The sequence below is a fragment of the Aporhodopirellula rubra genome, from assembly GCF_014192335.1.
Taxonomy (GTDB): Bacteria; Planctomycetota; Planctomycetia; order Pirellulales; family Pirellulaceae; genus Rhodopirellula; species Rhodopirellula rubra.
In genome coordinates this window covers 105,521-126,473 of the sequence record NZ_JACHXU010000027.1, presented here as the reverse complement: position 1 = coordinate 126,473, position 20,953 = coordinate 105,521, and the positions used below count along the sequence as shown (strand labels likewise).

Genomic DNA, 20,953 nt, shown 5'->3' with positions numbered 1-20,953 from the left:
AATTCCTAGCTCCCCCGGCTGTGCGCTCGAGATTGTAAATCACCGGAGATTCTAAGCCGACCCCAATTCAAGCTGCAAACCCGGTCATGCACCCCTCAGCTGGGCGGAACCAAGCCGCCTTTGCAAGCAACCCGTGCGTTTCATTGACGAATCAAGATGCTTTTGCACGGCGGATTCGATGAGCGATGCTGCGAAGGACCCGGCAGAGATTGATCGAGGAGGCGATATACATTTCCGCCTCTTCAAGAACCGGTTCCGGAAAATCGATGTCGTGTTGCATCTCTGGGGTTTCAAAAAATCGCTTGAGTAATCCACCCAAGAGCGGACTGCTCACTTCGGAAGCGACTCGACGGATTCGCAGTTCGCGATCAATTCGCTGGACCGCCGAATGAAAAAAATAGTACTGAAGCCGCGAAGCGTAGGGGAACATTTCAGCAGCGAGTGTCTTCTGCTTCGACCGAGTCAGTGACAAACCTTCTTCATCAATTTCCCAGTCCCGTAGTCGCTGAACTAAGTCCAGCAACGCGCTCGATCCGCTAGCACCTTTGACCCGTTTAGCTTTTGCCCACAACTTGTCGAACGATGCATCGGTACCGTCATGAAGTGGACTGAGAAGGTAACGATGATCTTGCCTTAATTCGACAGACGGATCGACTCGAACGACTTTGGGGTTTTGGTTGACCTGGTAAAGGGTTTGCGGATTCGGAGTCGTCTCCTGTAATACGCTGGGGTTAATCGCCGAAAGGATTAATGCAACTGTCTCAATCTGCGTCTCTGTGATCGCCGGCATCTCCAACTTTTCGATACGTGGGAAATAGATTGGCGTCTCGCCTTCACGCTGCATCATTGGGTCCTGTGGAAATCCAGAAGTCACACAATTGAGTGTTTGCAATATCGTAACTGCCGACACAGGTATCTAGTCCTACATGTTGATCAACATCAACTTTTCACCAAATCGATGCACCGAACTTCAAAGAACCGCTCAAGATTAAACTAAAGCCCCCCTTCGACGCGCATACCAACTCCCCTCCACAGAACCTCCAAATCCGATCGAGTCCATCTTTCCAGCCCGGTCGAGGGGTCTGCCACAAGTATCCCATCCTGGTCCGGAACACGCTCGAGCGCAACCACACTGTGCCCCATACCGGGGATCCATCCCCACTGCTCTGCGTATCGACGGTCCTCTTCGCCATAGGGCAGACCAACGGCGAGCAGCACAGGCCAATCGTCCGATTCCAAAAGCTCGTCGAGAGTCTGATCGACAATGCTCACGTCTCGACCATTCTGTTGAGCCTTGATTTTGACGCCACGATAGAGACCGAGAGTCGGAGTACCGCTACTGTCGGTCAGACACAGTGGAATCATCTCCGACTCACTCGCATCGATGCCTTCTGCACGGAGAAGAGTTGCCGCCGCTGCTGGGCTGCACGTCGCCCAAGAGGTCTGCTCCACAACTACCCCGGTTGGATCGTCCGATCCCTCCGGAGGAGGACGGACTGCCATCGACAATAACGGCCAAACAATCGCTGCGAGTGAACAAATTGCTAACAACGCGGACAAGATGATTCGCCGCCACAATGGGGTTCGAGGTAATCGAAAGGCCCATCCCGCCGCGAGTGCCGCGAAAATTGCCGCGAAGTTTGAGTAGATAATCGCCGCCGACGACGAGATCAGCTTCGCCCAATACAACTGACCGGAGGCGTAGAGGAGAAAGTAAATCATCGCGACCACAGCTAGGCTCAAATACAGTATCGTCAACTGTCCTTTGGACGCGTAGGCATAGCCGCCCGCGAAAATACCTCCCACAATCGACATGCAAAACATCACTGCAATGGCGATCCAAAGATCGGTCATATTCCCTACCCGCTATCATGCCTCGAACTGTATTCTCGATGCACCCGTTGTGCACCTGCGGTGAGAGCATAACAGCAAATCCAATACCGTTGTTTTGTCCATGGCGCGTCCGCTAGCGGGCCGCATACCCCCGAACCACTTCTCAAGACGGCAATCTCATGCATGTTCGGCGACTAGCACATCAACCACTCATCCGGCACTCTGCATTCGCGTTTCAATGCAGCCGGATTACTACGGCCATGTTCGTTGCCGTCGTTCTTCACACTCCGTTAGCGGCATTTGCGGCCGAATCCGATTCGAATGGAAAACCGACACAGCACACCCAACCGTTCCTTCTGCAAATGATTCGCGATGATTCGGTTCACCAGGAACTCCGACTCGACGAGTCAGGAACCCAACAGGTCGAGGAAGCGATCGCTGAAGTTGACCCTCGTTGGTGGACCAGCAGAATTCAACCGCCTGAGCAACAACAAGCTGAGATCAAGGAACTCACGGAACAACTTCGAGAACGTCTCTCGAACCTACTCAGCGAGGATCAATACCGACGGCTGACCGAACTCGAACGGCAAGCACACGGCACAAGAATGGTTCGTCGAGCCGATATCGTATCCTCCTTGAAAATCACACCCACGCAGCAATCTAAATTTGAAAAGCTGTTCACCGACACCGACGCCGAGGTCGCGATCATCCAAAAGGAACTCGGCGAAAAAACAATCAACGCTGAACAAGCGGCACGTGAGATCGCGACAGAACAGCGCAACGAACGGCAAGGCCTGCTCGATATTTTAACAACCGACCAACAATCTAAAATTGGTTCTCTCGTTGGCTCAACATTCGACTTCTCTCAAGTCAAACGCACCTACCCGCGAGCGCCTGATTTCATCACCGAAGGCGCTGAATGGTTGAGCGAAGAAACCGCTCAGATGCCGGAACTTCGAGGAAAGGTGGTTGCCGTCTTCTTCTACGCATTTCAGTGCATCAACTGCCAACGCAATTTCCCACACTACAAAGCGTGGCACGCCGATATGGGTGACGATGGACTCGTCATCATTGGCATCCAACGGCCAGAAACGTCTGCCGAACGAGACATCGCCAAAGTTCGATCAGCCATGGTCAAAGACGGGTTCGATTTCCCCGTCTTGTTTGATCGCGATTCACACAATTGGGATGCATGGGCCAACACGATGTGGCCAACCACTTATCTGATTGATAAAAAAGGCTACATCCGCCGTTGGTGGCAAGGCGAAATGAATTGGCAGGGTACACCCGGCGAACAACAGATGCGTGAATCGATCGCCACTCTTCTCGCTGAGTAAAGTCACCCGGCACGACGCCCCCTTACCTGACGCACCGGCACGTTCGATGCGTCAGATGGACACTGTAAAACCGAGCGGTTATTTCAGCTGGTAGCACATCAGCTTGTCTTGCTCGCGCAAGTACAAATTACCGTTGGCGATTACCGGATGCGCCCATGTCTTGCCCTCTTGAAAGGCAGGCTCGAAAAGGCGGACAATTTTAAAATCGTCCGGAGTCGCGGTAGCTAAGATCACAGTGCCGTCTTCACGACGAAAAACGATGTGACCATCGGCATAAATCAAACTGGTTTCGCCTCGCCCCTCGGCCCGTTCGGGTCCCCATGCGATCTCGCCTGTTTTCATTTCAACGCAGACCGGCATCCCGTTCCCGTTGCCATGCCCACAGTACAAATAGCCATCGACGAGGGTGACGCCTCCGTGCTTGTTCTGCAATTCGCGGGCACCGAGCCAATACACTTCCTTCACCGTCACGCCGTCGTTTCCGTCGGCCAAAAGGGTCAACAGCGCTGATCCTGTGTTGTATCCCGTGCTGGTAAAGACATCATCGCCGTCGACGATCGCCGTGGGAATGTTCGCGGTCGTGTTCGCGACGCGTTCGTAACGCCACAGCATTTCACCATTGCTGGCGCGAATCCCAATCAACCCTTGACCGACCAACTGAATGTACTGCTTCACGCCGCCCCCGTTGCTCATCACAACAGAAGAATAGCCGGCCCCTTTCTTCAGTGAGTCATCACCTCCGGCGGGAATCGCACAGGCCCAAATCTGCTCACCGTTGCTCTTGTCCAATGCAACGACCATCGCGTCTTCACCACCCGGTGTGCAAATGACACGGTCACCATCGACAAGCGGTGATTCACTGAATCCCCATCCGCTCATCATTTTGCCGTCCCATTCCTTGAAATCACGCGACCACACCATCGATCCATCCGCACGATTGAGACAGACAATCCGGCCGTCGCTACTAACCATGTATAGTCGATCTCCGTCCACCGTCGGCGTTGTTCGACTGCCGTCGTAACCATGTCTAGGCAGTGAATCCGTAATCGCCTGCGTCCAGATCACTTTGCCATCTTGCTCACTGATTGCGATGGCGGATTGGTTACCCTCAAAATTACCGGTCGTGTAGATCACTCCATCGGAAACGCTGACGCTCGCATAGCCGGAGCCGAGTCCTTCGGCCATCCATTTCAAGGGTGGACCGTCCTCACCCCAGGTCTCGAAGAGTCCTGTTTCTGTGGAACGGTTGGCCCGTTCGGCTCCCCGCCATTGCTGCCAATCATCGGCATAGGCGTGGGAGAGAAAAAACGGAGCCGCAACAGCAATCAGAAGTGCAGAGAAAGTAAACAGAGTTTTCATGAGAGGGCTTTGTTGGCGGGAGCGAATTCAAAAGAACTCGGCGGAAAAGGGGAGGGTGATTGTTGAGGGAAAAAAATCGTAAACGATAGGGAACGAGGCGGAGCTTAGATTCCCATTTGTGAAAGCATATCAGCGATTCGCCCGACGCTGTTGGTCAACGAGGGGTGAGATTCTTGGAACTGAGCCGTTGCTTCGGACAACCTTTCCGCGAGCGATTGCGAATTCACTTCCGAACGATCCAAGCTTTGCTGGATTTCGTTGACGGCCTCCTGCAATTGCTCACGCTGCTCCTCATCGAGACTCTCAACGTCCGCGAGCTGTGTCCGAAGCTGTTCTAGCGTTTCTTCAAGTTGCGTTCGCATTTATGTCACCGGGGTCTAAGAAGGGGAAGGCCGTTTGTGGACCGAACAATAGAAGTCATCGATGGCTCCTCGCGGGTGCATGGCGTCGCGAAAAATGGTCAGAAACTGACCTCCTATTTGCGACAATTCTATGCCACCGGCCCGACGATCCATCTTACCACGACACCCCCGATCACATGACTCAGTTTGCCGCGCCTGCGACGAGTTTTAGCAGGGCATATTTGCGTTTACCACGTCGCAGTACGATGACAGACCGGCCGTCAAAGTCGCTACCGACGACTCGCTTTTGCTCGTCCGTCACGCGGCAGTTGTTCAGATAGATGCTGTTTTCCTTGACACTACGCCGAGCCTCACCGCCGCTCGAACACAGCCCAGCGAGCTGCAACGCCTCAACGATCCACAAACCGTCGCCGTCAATTTGGTCCTGGCTGATATCGCAACTCGGAACGTCCGCGAAGATTTCTCGCAATTGGTCGTCGGTGGTATTACCGAGCTCGCCCCCGAATAGGATTTGGGTCGCCCGTTGTGCCGATTCGATTCCCTCTTCGCCGTGAACGAGCGTCGTCATCCACTGGGCGAGGCGTTTTTGTGCGGCACGTTCGCCGGCCGATTGCTCGGTCCGCTCGGCGAGTTCGTCATACTCGTCCTTTTCGATTTCAGTGAGGTAGGCGATACATCGCATGACGTCGTCGTCCGCCACGTTGACCCAGTACTGGTAGAACGCGTAAGGACTGGTCCGCTCTGGGTCGAGCCACACGGCACCGTTCTCCGTCTTGCCCATTTTCTTCCCATCGCTCGTCGTCAGCAACGGCGCCGTGAGACCGAACAGTTGCTGGCCCGTCATCCGACGACCGAGATCGATCCCGGCGGTGATGTTCCCCCACTGATCGCTGCCGCCGGCCTGAATACGACACCCGTGCTCGCGAGACAGGTGCACGAAATCGTACGCCTGCAACAACATGTAACTGAACTCGGTGTAACTCAAACCCGCTTCGCTGTTCAGGCGACTGCGAACGGACTCCTTGCCCATCATCGTGCCGACGGGGAAGTTCTTCCCGACATCGCGAAGGAATTCCAAGTAAGAGTACCCCTGCATCCAATCGAAATTGTTCAGCAGCAACGCCCCGTTTTTGCCTTCAAATCCGTCTTCGCCTTCAAACTGAAGAAATCGCCGCATTTGCGCGGCAACGCCATCGACGTTGAGCTGCAGTTGCTCGGCCGACAGCAGATTTCGTTCTTCACTCTTGCCGCTCGGATCACCGATCATCCCGGTCGCTCCGCCGACGAGGGCGATCGGTCGGTGCCCGGCCCGCTGGAACCGACGCAGCATCATCAACTGCATCATGCTGCCGACGTGAAGGCTCGTGGCGGTGGGATCAAAGCCGATGTAGATGGTTTGAGGTCCCGACGACAGTAACTTCCCGAGGCCTTCCTCATCGGTGATCTGGTGCAACAGACCTCGCCACCGGAGTTCGTTGAGAAGATCATCGGTGGATGGCGAAGCGTCGTTGAGTTCGGGTGACTGAGTCATGTTCGTTGGTTTCGTTATCAATTGTCGAAAAGGTTCAGCGGCTCGAGTTTTTCAACCGTTCGCTCAACAGAGCCTCGGCCACGAGCAGGTCTTCCGGGTACGTGATTTTTAAATTATCGGCAGCGCCGGGCACTAGAGCGACCGGGTGCCCCATCCGCTCAACCAATTCGGCATCGTCCGTCGCTGAACGGCCACGGTGACGCTGATAAGCTTGGCGGATTAAATCCAGATGAAACACCTGGGGCGTCTGAGCGACCCACATTCCTCGCCGGTCAAACGTGATCCCATTGATCGTTTCGCTCTCGAACAAACTGCCACCGGATATTGCGGGACAAGATCGCTTCAACGTTCCCGTCACGGGCGTGGCCAAAATCGCCGCCCTTGAATGACCGACGTGCGCAAACACAGCGTCCAGATCGGAGTCGCGGACCAGCGGACGAGCGGCATCGTGAACGGCAACCCATTCGATGCGAGGAGGAAGACCGTCAACGGCCTCCTCATCGGTCGCCGGCGCAGGCATTCGATTGACCTCTGCAAGAGCAGCGGCAACAGAATCGCTGCGTTGATCGCCACCCTCAACAATCCGGAATCGATCGGAATGCGGGAGCTCCAGCAATTGCTGCTCGAAACGCTCTCGATCGCAAGGCGCCACCGCCAGCAAAATCTGGCCGACTTCTTGACGCCGAATCAATGTTTCAGCCGCGTGCATCCACAGCGATCGCCCACGCAGCAGAGCGAAGAGTTTGTTTTCTTCGTCGCCGAATCGACTTCCACTGCCCGCCGCAGGCAGGATGACTGCGACGCTACCGGGAGAAAGTGAAGTCATGGGCGGGACAGAAAATCCAGAGAAGTCCTGGGAAAGCACAATAGGGGGCGGAATTCAACTCAACGCCCGCACTCACCAGGAAGGCCCTAACCTTTGTCAGGGTTCCAGGAACCTCATGTTTCGTCACAGCTCGATTGCAGGGCGGCCTCATTCGAAGCCAGCGAAACTCGTCAAAAGTTCGGCAGGTCCGTCATTGGCGGAATGTCTTGCCGACACTCGCTACGGCTCGCACCTGTAATCTCTAGCCGCGACGCAGCACTAAGCGGCTGCGCTGGCTTTCTTGATCGCGGCGTTGAGCCGGCTCTTAGTGCGATTGGCCGCGTTCCGGTGGATCACGTTGCGGGCAGCAGCTTGATCGAGCTTCTTGCAGGCCAAACGAAATTCACTTTGAGCTTTTTCTTGATCGCCTGCGGCCACAGCTTCACGGACACGACGAACAGCCGACCGCATGTTGCTGCGGACGCCACGGTTTCGAAGACGGCGAACTTCATTTTGGCGAAGTCGTTTTTTGGCGCTCTGGGTATTTGGCATGTGATTGGCGGCGGCGGGTGCCACCCCGATGGGGACTAAAAAAGGTTGATTTCGGAGCAGTCGCCCGCTCGCGAGGTAAATGGGAAGCGGCGTAGTATGACAATCGGGTCGGTCACTGTCCAGACTCATGGAAAACTTCCATAATCGTTTTACGCGGCCGAAACTCGAGAACACGCCGGTTTCGGCCGGAGACCGCCCACAAATCGGGCCCGTTGCCCCCGGCGGGCTGCCGAAACCTCATCCATTCCCGCATTTGACCGTCTCAAACCGCAGCTCGCTCGCACCACTCGCGAGAACCGAGACGATGCAACTTTGCGGTCTCCCTTACTCATCCCGTCATCCGTGATTCCCTGTCATTCGTGATTCATCGCCCAGTGAACTCCCATCGAGACGATCCAACTCACCCAACCGCCACGCAGACATCGGCGGCTGACTCCGGAAACCGAAGCGGTTTCGTGGCTCTCGTGGGAGCCGGCCCCGGCCATCCGGAATTGCTGACACTCCGCGGACAATACTGGCTCGGCCGCTGCGATGTCGTTCTCTACGACGGATTGTCAAATGCCGAAATGCTCGCTCACGCGCCCCAAGCCGAACACATTTGCGTCGGCAAACATGGCCAATCTCGGATCTGGACCCAACCGGAAATCATCGCCGAAACGCTTCGACATGCCGAGGCAGGCAAATCCGTCGTACGCCTCAAAGGCGGCGACCCCGCGGTTTTCGCCCGCACGAGCGAAGAAGTCGACGCGCTCGTGGCCGCGGACATTCCATTCGAAATCGTCCCAGGGATCACGGCCGCGTTGGCCGCAGGATCCTATGCGGGAATTCCGATCACGCATCGCGGAATCGCCTCGGCAGTTGCACTCGTAACCGGTCACGAAGAACCGGGCAAACCCGAATCCGCGTTGGACTGGAATGCGTTGGCGGCCTTCCCCGGTACTCTCGTGATCTACATGGGTGTGACTACCGCCGAAGTCTGGACGCGGGCACTCCTCGAAGGAGGCAAATCGCCTGACACGCCTTGCGCGATCGTCCGCCGCTGCAGCCTTCCTGATCAACAACAAATCACCTGCCGGCTCGATGAAGTCGCAGACCGACTGACCCCCGCGAGCCGATTCCGCCCGCCTGTGATCACGATCGTTGGCGACGTCACACGATTGGCTGAGTCGATGGATTGGTTCAGTCGCCGGCCGCTCTACGGACAACGCGTTCTCGTCACCCGGCCCAGTGATCAGGCAACCGAACTCGTTCGCCCTCTCGAAGACCTCGGCGCGACGGTTGTCAAACATAGCGTCATCGAGATTAAATCGCCCGATACTTGGGACGACGTCGACAACGCGATCGACCAACTCGCCATCTATCAAACCGTCGTCTTTGCCAGCACCAACGCGGTCCAGTTTTTCCTCGATCGTGTGATTGAGAGAGGCCTCGACATGCGTTGCTTGGCAAAAAGCCGAATCGCGGCAGTGGGCAAAACCACCGCTCTGCGACTGAGCGAATATCACCTCAATGTTGACGTGATCCCAGACGAACACAACGCGGAAGGGTTGGTCCGTGCACTCAAACCAGACGTTGCCGACCAAAACGTTCTGATCGTCCGCGCTAACCGTGGCAGTCGCGTTTTGCCGGAAGGACTGCGAGACGCCGGGGCCAAAGTCAACGAACTCGCGGCCTATCAAAACGTCGATGTAAAGGACGCCGACCCCAAGGCGACCGAGATGCTTCGAAAGGGCGAAATCGACTGGGTCACCGTCACCAGCAGTGCGACCGCTGAAAACCTCCAACACCTGTTCGGTGACGCGATAGCGAAATGCCGTTTCGCCGCGATCAGCCCGATCACGGCAGAGGCCCTGCAATCTCATCAACTCACCGTCGACGCGGTCGCGGAACTGCCATCCATGCCCAGCCTCGTCGACGCGATCGCCCAGGCAATTCGCCAGTAAAACGTGGTCCTGCAGCACACCTGGACCGTCTACCGCGAACCCGACAGCGCAGCAAAAAACCGGAGCCAAACGACTCCGGTTTCTCGTGTTTTACTGCGTTAGATAGACAAACGGGTACGCGGGGATCCGTATTCGATCGATTTCACAGGCTGCCCGACGGTGCTTCAGACCGACAGCATGCACGACGAATTGACTCCGCATTCACTCGCGAGTCTTAGTAACGGTAATGCTCTGGCTTGTAAGGGCCTTCGACTGGCACGCCGAGATAATCGGCTTGGTCCTGGGTCAACGTGGTGAGCTTGACGCCTAGCTTTCCAAGGTGCAAACGAGCGACTTCTTCATCGAGTCGTTTCGGCAGCATGTAAACCTTGTTTTCATACTGACCGGTTTGCTGCCACAACTCGAGTTGAGCGAGGACCTGGTTCGTGAACGAGGTGCTCATCACGAAGCTTGGGTGTCCGGTTGCACAACCCAAGTTGACGAGACGGCCCTTGGCCAGGATCAAGATGCTGCGACCGGTGTCCTTGAACGTGTAACGATCAACCGCACCGATGTCGGCTGGCTTGATTTCAACCTTCGTTGCCTTGCCTTGCGCGACTTGCTCTTCCAACCATGCGACGTCGATTTCGGTATCGAAGTGGCCGATGTTGCAAAGGATCGCGTCGTTGGCCATGTGAACCATGTGCTCGCCAAGGATGATGTCCTTGTTACCGGTGGTGGTGACGAACAAGCGGCCTTCTTTGCAAGCCTCTTCCATCGTGACGACTTCGAAACCTTCCATCGCAGCTTGCAAAGCGTTGATCGGATCGATTTCGGTGACGATCACGCGGCAACCGTAACGCTGCAGGCTGTGGGCACAACCTTTACCGACATCGCCATAACCACAAACGACGGCAACCTTACCGGCGAGCATCACGTCGGTGGCACGTTTGACACCGTCTGCAAGCGATTCGCGGCAACCATACAGGTTGTCGAACTTGCTCTTCGTTGCCGAGTCATTGACATTGATCGCAGGAACCTTGAGCTTGCCAGTGCGGTTGAGCACTTCCAAGCGGTGAATACCGGCGGTGGTCTCTTCGCTGATTCCGCGAACTTCGCCGAGCAACTCTGGGAACTTGTCGTGAACCATGGCGGTCAAGTCACCACCATCGTCCAGGATCATGTTGAGTGGTTCGCCCGATGGGAAATGAAGCGTTTGCTCGATGCACCAATCGAATTCCTCGTCGCTCATGCCCTTCCAGGCAAAAACAGGAATTCCGGCCTTGGCGATTGCTGCGGCAGCGTGATCTTGGGTGCTGAAGATATTGCAGCTACTCCAGGTCACTTCGGCGCCGAGTTCGACGAGGGTTTCGATCAAGACCGCCGTTTGGATGGTCATGTGCAGGCAACCGGCGATGCGGGCACCCTTCAACGGTTTTGACTCGCCGTACTTCTCACGAAGGGCCATCAAACCGGGCATTTCGTTTTCGGCGATCTCGATTTCTTTGCGACCGTACTCGGCCAGCGAAATGTCTCGAACCTTGTAAGGAAGTCGTTCAGTAGCGACTTGGGACATGCTTTTCTCTCGTTTTTTTGGGGAAGCAGTGTGATAAAATGGGTGACGTGAACGTATCTCTTGTGCAGATTTCTACACGTGAGGGGCGCTCACCAGACCGATCACAGGGACTCCCGCTGGCCCGATTCGCAAGCGAAATATTGTACCCAACGCTGAGAAATTGCCATCCCCATTCGCCAGCATTTTCCATGACTTTTGCGGGCCATTTCGGTGTCGCCCCCAATCGACTCCGTCCCCTAGGCCGAGCATTTCGGCTCCCGCCTTTCTCCGACCTCCCGCCATCACTGCCATGATTTCGCCTCACCAGCCCCGAATCGTGCGCCATCTCGTTTTGGTCGCCACGTTTCTGACCACGGCCGTGCTCGCCGCCACGTTTCACGCCCCCGTCGCGCAGGCTGAGGTGGACTACGCTCGTGACGTCCAACCGATCCTTGCCAGAAAGTGCTTCGCCTGCCACGGTCCCGATGAAGCCGAATCGGGGGTCGCGTTTCACCAAGTCGACCTGGCACTGGCCGAAGCAGATTCCGGTGAGTTTGCGATCGTCCCAGGCGATGTCGAAGCCAGCGGCATGATCATACGGATCCTGACCGACGACGAATACGAACAAATGCCTCCCGAAGGCGACCGGCTCAACGAAAGCGAAATCGCTACGCTCAAACAATGGATCGACGAAGGCGCCACGTTCAGTCGCCATTGGGCGTTCGAGCCACTTAGCACCCCGGTCGTGCCAGAAATCTCGAGAGAATCGGCCCACACCAGCGGAAACGCGAACGACGTCCATCCGATCGATGCGTTCGTCCTCAGCCGACTGAACTCCGTCGGACTCACGCAGGCCCCTCCCGCCGACAAACGAACCCTCATTCGGCGAGTCACCTACGACCTGACCGGCCTGCCGCCCACTCCCGAACAAGTCGCGCAGTTCGTTGCCGACTCGGCACCTGATGCCTACGAACGACTGATCGACCGACTCTTGGCATCGCATCACTACGGCGAACGATGGGGCCGACACTGGCTCGATCTCGTGCGGTTTGCCGAAACCAATTCCTTTGAACGCGACGCCGCGAAGCCGAACGCATGGAAGTACCGCGACTACGTCATTCGGTCTTTCAACGACGACAAACCCTACGACCAATTCGTTCTCGAACAACTCGCCGGCGATCTCTTGGATCAACCATCCACGGAGTCATTGACCGCAACGGGTTACTACCGCCTCGGAATCTGGGACGACGAACCCGCCGATCCGTTGCAAGCACGCTACGACGAACTCGATGACCTGGTGACGACGACCGGCCAAGCCTTCCTGGCACTGACCATCAATTGCGCTCGCTGCCACGATCACAAAATCGATCCGATTCCGACAACGGATTACTACGGCATGCTCGCGTTTTTCGCTGACGTCACTTCCTACGCAACGCGAAGCAACATGACCGGTAACAACCAGGTCGATGTCAGCTCACCGAATTTGATCGAACAGTACCGCCAATGCGATGAAGACGAGGCGAGAATCCAAGCGGAACTCAAACGCATCGAACAGGCGGGTATCGTGCACATGTCGGCGGCCGACCAACGTGCCACCGAGGGCCCCAAACGAGACCGACTGAGAATCCTGCGAGAGAAACTCGACCAGCACCTCACCGACGAACAACGCGTGCGATACGCGAGCCTCGGAGAACAGTTAAAAGCAGTAACCAAACACCGCAAAAATCTGCCGCCGCGTGACCAAATCCTTGGGCTCGCTCGCAAACGACAAATCGAAAAAACGTTCGTGATGTATCGTGGCAATCCGCACTCGCCCACCGATCTCGTCACCCCGCGATTCCCCGAAATCTTCGAGGAACAACCATCTGATTTCGATGACGACCAACGCCGCCTCGAACTCGCCCGGTGGATCACATCACCTACCAATCGCCTGACCTCTCGCGTGATCGTGAACCGGATCTGGCAACATCACTTTGGTCGCGGCATCGTGCGGTCTGCCAATAACTTTGGCCAACTCGGAACGCCACCGATTCACCCTCTCTTGCTCGACTATCTCGCGGGCGTCTTTATCGAAAACGGCTGGCAGATCAAAGCGATGCACCGCTTTATCATGACCAGCCAAACTTATCGCGTTGCAGCGACACTGACGCCCAACCAAATGCAAGCCGTCGGCGACACCGCGACGATCGATCCCGGCAACGATTTATTCTGGCGATTTGACCCACGAAGGTTGTCCGCAGAAGAGGTCCGCGACTCCATTCTCGCCGTTGCAGGAACTCTCAACCCAACACCCTACGGTCCGAGTTTCTACGAAGACCTATCTCCCGAAGTCCTCGCGGGTCAATCCCGGCCAGGCAAAGGATGGGGTAAATCGAGCGAGTCAGAACGAAATCGCCGCAGCGTTTACATTCACGTCAAACGCTCGCTACTGACGCCGATGCTCTCGGCGTTTGATTTCCCCGAACCCGACACGACATGCGAAGCCCGGTTTGCGACCTTGCAACCAGGGCAGGCCATGTCGCTGCTCAACAGCCATTTCATCCACGAAAAAGCAAGCCAACTCGCCGAGGCGGTCCGAAACGACATTCACGGCGAATCAGCCCCAACCAACACAACACCTGAGAGCCAAGAGTTGTTTATCAACGCCGTCGTCCACCGCGTCCTCGGCCGCAAAGCCACTACGGACGAAATCGACGACGGCATCGCATTGCTCGAAGACCTCATGACGCACCACGGCGTCCCGCCTTACCGCGCCGAATCACTCTACGCACTGAGTGTGCTCAACTGGAATGAGTTTATCTTTGTTTTCTAAACCCGTTTTCATCGACGCACCGTTCCGCCCATGACAGCCCCACATATTGCGAAGGGTTCTCGCTAAAAACAGTCTCCCAAACAACATGCGAGCGGGAACTCTGTTTCGATGCGTCCTAGGCAAGCAATTCCGTGATCACCTCGCCGCCGAACTGACTGAGTTGCTTGTATCGACCGCCGTGAAAGTACGTCAGTTTGTTGTCATCGAGACCGAGTAGATGCAGCAACGTCACGTGTAGGTCACGAATCGGATGCACACATTCGACCGCCGTGGAGCCGATCTCATCTGTCGCCCCAACAACGGCACCTCGTTTGACGCCACCGCCGGCCATCAACATAGTCATCGCGTTATTGTTGTGTCCTCGTCCGAGTGAATAGACACCACCGCGTTTGTTGTTATCCGGTGTGCGTCCGAATTCCCCAGTCCAAATCACCAACGTTTCGTCGAGCATGCCACGCTGCTTCAAGTCTCGAATGAGGGCCGCCATCGGTTTATCGACGCTCTTAATCCGCGACGAATGCCCACGTTCGAGATAGTCATGACTGTCCCAACCACCGCTGAAAATCTGAACAAATCGCACACCGTTTTCGACCAATCGCCGGGCCATCAAACATTGGCGTCCGAACGTTTCGGTGTCGGGGTCATCCATCCCATACATCGCGAGCGTTGCTTGCGACTCCTGGTTTAGGTCGATCACACCGGGCACTTCACTTTGCATCCGATACGCTAATTCATAGCTTTCCATTCGTGCCGCGAGATCACCGCGTCCGGCACCAATGGACTCGAGATGCGATTGATTCAACAACGCGAGTTCATCCAAGGCACGGCGTTGGTGCTCGCGACTCTTGAACGATTGCGGTGACAAATCTAAAAGCGGTGAACCTTCCGGACGCAGACGAGTTCCCTGGAAATGAGCAGGCAGGAAACCGTTGCTCCAGTTCCCCGAACCTCCTTGAGGAAGCGCTAACTCCGTCATCACAACATAACCAGGCAGGTTTTGGTTCACGCTGCCGAGCCCGTACGTCGACCACGCACCGAGGGCAGGATCGCCACCGAGCCGACTGCCGGTATTCATATGAAACAACGCTTCGGGATGATTCAACGACTCCGCCTGCAACCCGCGATAGTTACACAACTCGTCGGCGACAAACGGGTCCGCCATGTGCGTCCACTGATCACACATATCCAATCCGGCGTTGCCGACTTTGCGTGATCCAAACGGACTGCCGACAAAGAACTTAAATCCCTTCTCCTGACCGGTCGTCCGTTTCGACTCCGTCTTGTGAAGACGGGTTAGTTCTGGCTTCGGGTCGAATGTGTCCATTTGCCCGGGACCGCCTTCCATGAACAGCATGATGACCGCCTTGGCTCGGGCGGGATGCATCGGTGGTTTAGGAGACAACGGACCACCTGCGGCAGCACTGATCGCGGTCGCGTCCGCGGCGGACTCCGCCGCGAGAAGGTCGGTTAACGCGACCGAACCGAGCGACGCACCGAGCCCATACAAAAAACTACGCCGCGTCGCGGACGTCGAAGCCGGTCGTGAACAAATGGAATGAGACATAGTTTCTACCGGATGTATAGGAATTCGTTGGTATTAAATAAGAGCAAGCAAAGATCTGCCAACGCGCGAGTATCCGGACGAACATCGGCCGCCTTGTCGTCAGGGACGTAATCCTCAAATACCGGCAGAATCTCGGTGTACTCAAACGGCTTCCCCGTGAACTCCTCAACGAGCGAACGAGTAATTTCGGTGGGATACTGCGTGGGAACCGGTTCAACGTTCGAGTGATAGACCCGCATGTCCGCGACGTATTCACTCAGCCTTGATAACTCGTCCGGTCGCGGTGTTCGGCCGAGCATGATTCGAAACGCAGCTTCCACCAGTAGCGTGGTCGACATCTCGCGATCCTGTTCGTCGTCCGTGAATTTCTCCGGCGCACCATTTTGCAACCGCAGTGCCATCGCAATCGATCGATCGGTCATCAAATCGCTATTTAGTAGCGTCAACGCCTGAGGAGAAACTGCGGCGACGTCACGACGCTCACACGACTCGTTCGGATTCGGTTGATTGAACAACTCCAACATCGGATCGGCTTGACCGCGAACCCGATACGCGTAGAGCGAGCGACGATTCCGCTGTTCAGGCAACCTCGACGGTTGATAAGCCGGGGCTAGCGAAAACTGAATCATTCGCGGTTGCAACGCCACCTCCATATTGATTTCCGGACTGATCGGCAAACCTCCCATTTCGAGATTCAATTCGCCCGTCATTGCGAGCATCGCGTCTCGCAACTCTTCCGCTGTGAGTCGGCGGATGGGGAACGACGTCAACAACTCATTGTTTGGGTCAACGTCAGCCAGAGCGTCATGGTTCGGGTGATAGCTGCTGCGTTGATACGCCTCGGACATCATGATCCGACGATGAATCCGCTTGATTTTCCATCCACCGCGTAAGAAATCGTCCGCGAGAAAATCGAGTACTTCGGGATGCGTCGGTTTGGCACCTTTGCCACCAAAATTATTTGCGTTCGCTGCTAGCCCCGTCCCGAAATGCGATTGCCAAAGGCGGTTCACAATCGAGCGGACAGTCAACGGGTTGTCCGCGCTTGCGATCCACCGGGCAAGCCCCAACCGCCGTCCGTTGATCTCGTCGGTAAGCCGATAGGCATCCTCACGTGTCTCGCCAGCATTCACCGCCAACGCGGTCATGCTCAACACGCCGGGGCCAACCGCATCCCCAGGCGCGGTCAACGCGCCCCCGGTCAAGATATACGATTCCGTACGCTGGTTGAGATTGACCTTTTGGGGCATCCGCAATTTCCGAGCACCGATCGCGATCCCTTTGTCCGCCGAGTTAAAGACACTCTGCGCCATAGGCTGGTATCGCTCGAGTCGACGCCTCCAAATCCATTCGTCTTGCTTGCGAACCTTGAGCCGCCCCTGTTCGATGTGATTCAGACCAATATGCCGAGGCGGTTTTTCCTCATCCGGCAGGTTCTTTCGCTCGTCTTCATTCTTGTAAGGAAGATCGTGTTCCTCGAACCACTTTCGCGCCGCCGCTTCCTGCTTTGTGATCAAGTCGTTCATCTTGGTCTCCGCATATTCGAGCATCCGCTCGACATGAAGCTTGCCTTCGTCGAATCCGTTTCGATTTTCTGCAGGCAAGAACGGCACCGGACGTTCGGCCATTTGAGTTGCCGAGAATGCGGAATACATCCGGTAATAATCACGTGTCGGAATCGGATCAAACTTATGATCGTGACATTTCACGCATCGCAGTGTTGTCGACAAGAACGTTTGCCCGACGTTGTTCACGATGTCATCGAGAAAGATCTGACGTGCCTCGTCCTTTTCGATCATCGCGTTATCCCAATGGCCCATCCGGAGATAGCCGGTCGCGACGATTGCTTCGGCTTCCTCAGCGGTGTACTCCCCTCGCAACCGAACCTGATGAACACGGCGTTCGATTTCATCCACCTCCGCATCGTCACCGAGTTCATCGACCAGGCGACGACGAACCGACTCGTCCGCTAACTCGTCGCCGGCAATTTGCTCAACGATAAATTGGTCGTAGGGCTTGTCCTCGTTAAAGGATCGCACCACGTAGTCGCGGTATCGCCAAATGTTGGACCGTTCGTAATCGTTGGCCATCCCGCCGGTATCGGCGTAACGAGTGACATCGAGCCAATGCTGCGCCGCACGCTCGCCATACTGTGGGCTGGCAAGCAAACGATCCACCAATTCCTCCCACGCCGCCCTCGGATTCAATTCACTCGCGTCGACGAAGGCATCGACTTCCTCGGGCGATGGCGGCAACCCGGTAAGATCGAACGTTGCTCGCCGAATCAGTTCGATCGGCGTTGCCCGTGGTGCCGGTGAAAAACCCGCTTCTTCGATTCGTCGGCCGATGAACGTGTCGATCGCGTCGCTGCGGGACACGTGTGATTCCGTTCGGATTGGCTGGATCGCCCACAAATCATCAACGTCATAACGCCGCAGTGTCCATTGCTCCGACGTGCCGCCACTCGTACTGACGAGGACACCATCCGCCGTAACCTCACGTGTGGACTCTTCGAGACGCATCGCGGCTTGCGTTTCCTCGTCCGGCCACGGCGCGCCGAGACGAATCCACTGTCGTACCGCATCGATTTGCGATTGTGACAGTCGGTCATTCTCCTTGGGCGGCATCTCGTTGAATTGCCATTCGATCGAATGCACCAAGAGGCTTTCGTCTGGATCGCCCGGCACGATCGCGGGGTCTCCGGTTTCGCCGCCGTCCAACAACGCTTGGCGGGTCCGCATGTCAAAATCACCCCGACGTTTTTCGGCGTCGGCTCCGTGACAACCAAAACATTTCTCGGTGAAGAGAGGCAACACCTTCAATGTAAAGAGACGCTGACCGGCGATGATGTCCTCCGCCGATTTCGTTTCCGCGTGAGCCCCCGGTGCCCACATCACTGTGCCCAACAGCATGACGGCGCCGCACAACAACGCCGCCCCAAACGGGATAGACAGAAACATTCCCGCTCGACCGAATTCGCCTCGGCGTTGCCACGCCACAATCGCGACCAGAGTACCGGTCGAGTTCGACTCTCGGTTCGCATCGAAATTCTTAGGGTTTTCCATGATCGTACATCTCCTGAATTTCTGACGCGGAGAGTGCCTCCGAAAAAATTGCAAACTCATCGATACTGCCGTTCAAATTACGAATCGCAAAGTCGAGATCGGGGCGATTGGGTCGTGTCCAATTTCCGATCGTCGAGGGACCAAATCGAGTCGTCGTCGCGACTTGATCCGGCGGGATCGACTGCTCGTGAAGCAACTCGCCATTGAGATAGTGTCGCACAACGCATTGATCAACGTCGTACGTGGTTGATAAATGCAGCCACTTTCCGCTCAAAGACGGCTCCCAAAAAACCGGCGAGAGAACCTTACGTTTGTTATTCGTTCCGGTTCCCGCACCTTGCTTGCGCACCGAGAAATACAATTGACCGGTATCGAGTATCTGCCAATGCGGCTCCCCCTCATTGTATTCATCGGTGAGGAATAGCGAGTTGTACCAACGGTCGAGGCTGTCAATTCGCACCCACGCGGAAAAGCTGAGTGATCGGTATTCGCCGGGAATCGACACCCGGACGCGGTCGCCCGGATGTTTGAATTCCAACGAACTCTTATCATCCCAACGCCCCTTCGATGGCACAGCGCCCACGATTGCCCCGTCGAGCCCGCGATTGACCGGCTCAATACGGCACGGCAATCGCCGATTCCATCTCCCGGGATCGTCGAAGTCGTAATACGCGATCAACCGCGGATCCTTGCGAAAAGATTCAGACCAACGTTTCCACGCTTCAAAACGATTCGACTGACGTGTGGAAACTTGCTGATGAAACGATTCGATATCGACAAATCGATCCGGCCGCGCGGTCGCCTTTTCGAACGAACCGCCCCGGTCATGCATCACCGCGTCGCCTTTCTCTAGCAATCGAGCGGGGTCGTTCGCGTGATGCACCTCCACCTCACCATCGAACACTTCGACGTCCGCTCCGTCTGCCGATACCGCGACACCGAATTCGGTTCCCAAATCCACCACTCGCAAGTCGTCCGCTTCGATCGTGAACCCTTGAGCCGCCGGCGGCACCTGAGCGCGCAACTTGCCATGACTCAATCGAGCGAGATCCGACGTAACCAACTCCAACTGCGCGGGTCCTTCAAGGACCACCGTCGCTCCGCAGAAAAACTCAATTTGCACCAAACCACGTTCAATTTCAAAATCACCTGGCACCAAAGCCTGACCGGTGGTTAACGCTCGCCCGTCAGCATGCGAGTTGACACCGACCAACTGAGTCACCATCGCAACACCACGGGAAGATGGCTCAGACGCTGGCGCATTGCCCTCATCAACACTGGTTGCACTGGGACGCTCGTCCGTTCCCGCGAAAGCCGCGTCCCGACCAGGTCGCCATAGAAATGCAGCCACTAACAGGCTCGCGGCAAGGGCACCGACAACGAATGCCAGCACTCGTGCCGAACGATCCGGAACGTTAGCGATCTCCGATGTCGATGCACCGACCGACGACTCCGCCGTCTTTGCCACTGTCTCTGGTACCGCGCGAGATTGCGTCTGCGTTGGCATCGCCATGCTCTCACCACTGCCCGCTTCCGACATCAAAACCATGTTGAACGTTTGCAGTCGCGCAAAATGAACGCGTGCCGCTTCGTCGTCACGAAGTATTTCGCGAAAACGTTCGACACCCCGGTCATCGAGGGTTCCGGCTTCCCATTCGCTGAGGAGGCCTTCGAGTTCTTCGAATGGATTGTTCACAGTTCGTTCAGATTCAATTGTTCGGAGACACATCGAAAGAGTTTTTGCCGCACACGCGTTAGTGCGACTTTCACCGCGCCACTGGTTCGCCCGAGGGCGGCGGCAATATCAGCAATCGATTGCTCCCGAAAGTATCGCTGATGGATGAGCGCCCGGTGCTCTTCGTCGAGTCGGGCCAGACAATGTCGCAGTGGCGTCCGATAGTCGTCCAAGCGATCCATTTCGACTTCGAGAATGCCGCTGAGTTGTTCGGCGAGTTCTGAGTCAACGAGAACCCGCTCACGTCCCTGGTCCCGAAGACTCGAGAGGACTTGATACCGGGCGATCCCGAACGCCCAAGACGAGAAAGGTTTCGCCGGATCATATTCATCGATTTTTCTCCACAGGACCAAATTGGTTTCCTGCACCACATCACTCGCCCGGGAATGATTCCCCAGCAACGAGTACACATACCCATACAACCGAGATTGATGCTCGGTGAGGTGCTGTACAAATTGTTCGGTTCGGTTTTCTGCGGTCACATAAATTCTCGTCGCATAAATTCCCGTCACGTGGATTCG

Annotated in this window: 15 protein-coding genes; 3 read left to right on the top strand and 12 right to left on the bottom strand. The window is 56.1% G+C overall.

Annotated features, from left to right (window positions below; all coding sequences use genetic code 11):
- Positions 1-151 precede the first annotated feature (151 nt).
- Together FHS27_RS26545 and FHS27_RS26540 are read right to left on the bottom strand one after the other, a co-directional pair.
- Positions 152-844 carry a hypothetical protein gene (locus tag FHS27_RS26545; RefSeq protein WP_221225411.1) on the bottom strand — a complete coding sequence of 231 codons (693 nt, stop codon included), beginning with the start codon at positions 842-844 and terminating at the stop codon, positions 152-154.
- A 149-nt stretch (positions 845-993) separates the two neighbouring features.
- Positions 994-1,854 carry a peptidase C39 gene (locus FHS27_RS26540; protein WP_184308739.1) on the bottom strand — a complete coding sequence of 287 codons (861 nt, stop codon included), beginning with the start codon at positions 1,852-1,854 and terminating at the stop codon, positions 994-996.
- 239 nt (positions 1,855-2,093) lie between these two features.
- On the opposite strand from FHS27_RS26540, the gene FHS27_RS26535 reads away from it, so the two are divergent.
- Entirely contained in the window at positions 2,094-3,170 is a 1,077-nt protein-coding gene (locus FHS27_RS26535) for a redoxin domain-containing protein (protein WP_246420979.1), read from the top strand.
- Positions 3,171-3,248: 78 nt separating this feature from the next.
- Here the strand turns inward: FHS27_RS26535 and FHS27_RS26530 are convergent, their stop codons facing one another.
- The 5 genes from FHS27_RS26530 to rpsT form a co-directional block, all read right to left on the bottom strand.
- On the bottom strand, positions 3,249-4,529 hold the full coding sequence (locus tag FHS27_RS26530) for a PQQ-binding-like beta-propeller repeat protein (protein WP_184308735.1): 1,281 nt from the start codon (positions 4,527-4,529) through the stop codon (positions 3,249-3,251).
- A gap of 104 nt (positions 4,530-4,633) precedes the next feature.
- Positions 4,634-4,891, bottom strand: a complete 258-nt coding sequence (locus tag FHS27_RS26525; protein WP_009103308.1) for a DUF4404 family protein — start codon at positions 4,889-4,891, stop codon at positions 4,634-4,636.
- 181 nt (positions 4,892-5,072) lie between these two features.
- Positions 5,073-6,422 carry a tyrosine--tRNA ligase gene (tyrS, locus tag FHS27_RS26520; protein WP_184308733.1) on the bottom strand — a complete coding sequence of 450 codons (1,350 nt, stop codon included), beginning with the start codon at positions 6,420-6,422 and terminating at the stop codon, positions 5,073-5,075.
- 34 nt (positions 6,423-6,456) lie between these two features.
- Entirely contained in the window at positions 6,457-7,248 is a 792-nt protein-coding gene (gene ispD, locus FHS27_RS26515; protein WP_184308731.1) for a 2-C-methyl-D-erythritol 4-phosphate cytidylyltransferase, read from the bottom strand.
- Positions 7,249-7,506: 258 nt separating this feature from the next.
- Complete coding sequence (rpsT, locus tag FHS27_RS26510; RefSeq protein WP_044256791.1) at positions 7,507-7,779, bottom strand: 30S ribosomal protein S20; 273 nt, start codon at positions 7,777-7,779, stop codon at positions 7,507-7,509.
- A gap of 374 nt (positions 7,780-8,153) precedes the next feature.
- Between rpsT and cobA the strand changes: the two genes are divergently transcribed.
- Complete coding sequence (gene cobA / locus FHS27_RS26505; protein WP_315854705.1) at positions 8,154-9,722, top strand: uroporphyrinogen-III C-methyltransferase; 1,569 nt, start codon at positions 8,154-8,156, stop codon at positions 9,720-9,722.
- 214 nt (positions 9,723-9,936) lie between these two features.
- On the opposite strand, the gene ahcY is transcribed toward cobA, so the two are convergent.
- Positions 9,937-11,277, bottom strand: coding sequence for an adenosylhomocysteinase (gene ahcY, locus FHS27_RS26500; RefSeq protein ID WP_184308729.1), 1,341 nt, complete (start codon positions 11,275-11,277; stop codon positions 9,937-9,939).
- Positions 11,278-11,593: 316 nt separating this feature from the next.
- Between ahcY and FHS27_RS26495 the strand changes: the two genes are divergently transcribed.
- Positions 11,594-14,068: a PSD1 and planctomycete cytochrome C domain-containing protein gene (locus tag FHS27_RS26495; RefSeq protein WP_184308756.1), complete on the top strand. Its 2,475-nt coding sequence runs from the start codon at positions 11,594-11,596 to the stop codon at positions 14,066-14,068.
- 115 nt (positions 14,069-14,183) lie between these two features.
- Here the strand turns inward: FHS27_RS26495 and FHS27_RS26490 are convergent, their stop codons facing one another.
- From FHS27_RS26490 to FHS27_RS26475, 4 genes are read right to left on the bottom strand one after another with little or no spacing between them, the layout of a single operon-like run.
- A complete protein-coding gene (locus FHS27_RS26490) occupies positions 14,184-15,632 on the bottom strand; it encodes a DUF1501 domain-containing protein (protein ID WP_184308727.1) in 1,449 nt (482 codons plus the stop codon).
- 5 nt (positions 15,633-15,637) lie between these two features.
- Positions 15,638-18,697, bottom strand: coding sequence for a DUF1553 domain-containing protein (locus FHS27_RS26485; RefSeq protein WP_184308725.1), 3,060 nt, complete (start codon positions 18,695-18,697; stop codon positions 15,638-15,640).
- Positions 18,684-20,393 (bottom strand): LamG-like jellyroll fold domain-containing protein, encoded by a 1,710-nt coding sequence (locus FHS27_RS26480; RefSeq protein ID WP_184308723.1) that lies wholly within the window; start codon positions 20,391-20,393, stop codon positions 18,684-18,686. The genes FHS27_RS26485 and FHS27_RS26480 overlap by 14 nt, the downstream gene beginning before the upstream one ends.
- A complete protein-coding gene (locus tag FHS27_RS26475) occupies positions 20,390-20,914 on the bottom strand; it encodes a sigma-70 family RNA polymerase sigma factor (protein WP_315854704.1) in 525 nt (174 codons plus the stop codon). Before FHS27_RS26475 ends, FHS27_RS26480 begins: the two co-directional genes overlap by 4 nt.
- Positions 20,915-20,953: the final 39 nt, after the last annotated feature.

Excerpts from the sequence above, each read along its gene's own strand:
- FHS27_RS26545 (WP_221225411.1), bottom strand. The coding sequence starts at position 844 with ATGCAGCGTGAAGGCGAGACGCCAATCTATTTCCCACGTATCGAAAAG.
- FHS27_RS26540 (WP_184308739.1), bottom strand. The coding sequence starts at position 1,854 with ATGACCGATCTTTGGATCGCCATTGCAGTGATGTTTTGCATGTCGATT.
- FHS27_RS26535 (WP_246420979.1), top strand. The coding sequence starts at position 2,094 with ATGTTCGTTGCCGTCGTTCTTCACACTCCGTTAGCGGCATTTGCGGCC.
- FHS27_RS26530 (WP_184308735.1), bottom strand. The coding sequence starts at position 4,529 with ATGAAAACTCTGTTTACTTTCTCTGCACTTCTGATTGCTGTTGCGGCT.
- FHS27_RS26525 (WP_009103308.1), bottom strand. The coding sequence starts at position 4,891 with ATGCGAACGCAACTTGAAGAAACGCTAGAACAGCTTCGGACACAGCTC.
- tyrS (WP_184308733.1), bottom strand. The coding sequence starts at position 6,422 with ATGACTCAGTCACCCGAACTCAACGACGCTTCGCCATCCACCGATGAT.
- ispD (WP_184308731.1), bottom strand. The coding sequence starts at position 7,248 with ATGACTTCACTTTCTCCCGGTAGCGTCGCAGTCATCCTGCCTGCGGCG.
- rpsT (WP_044256791.1), bottom strand. The coding sequence starts at position 7,779 with ATGCCAAATACCCAGAGCGCCAAAAAACGACTTCGCCAAAATGAAGTT.
- ahcY (WP_184308729.1), bottom strand. The coding sequence starts at position 11,277 with ATGTCCCAAGTCGCTACTGAACGACTTCCTTACAAGGTTCGAGACATT.
- FHS27_RS26490 (WP_184308727.1), bottom strand. The coding sequence starts at position 15,632 with ATGTCTCATTCCATTTGTTCACGACCGGCTTCGACGTCCGCGACGCGG.
- FHS27_RS26485 (WP_184308725.1), bottom strand. The coding sequence starts at position 18,697 with ATGGAAAACCCTAAGAATTTCGATGCGAACCGAGAGTCGAACTCGACC.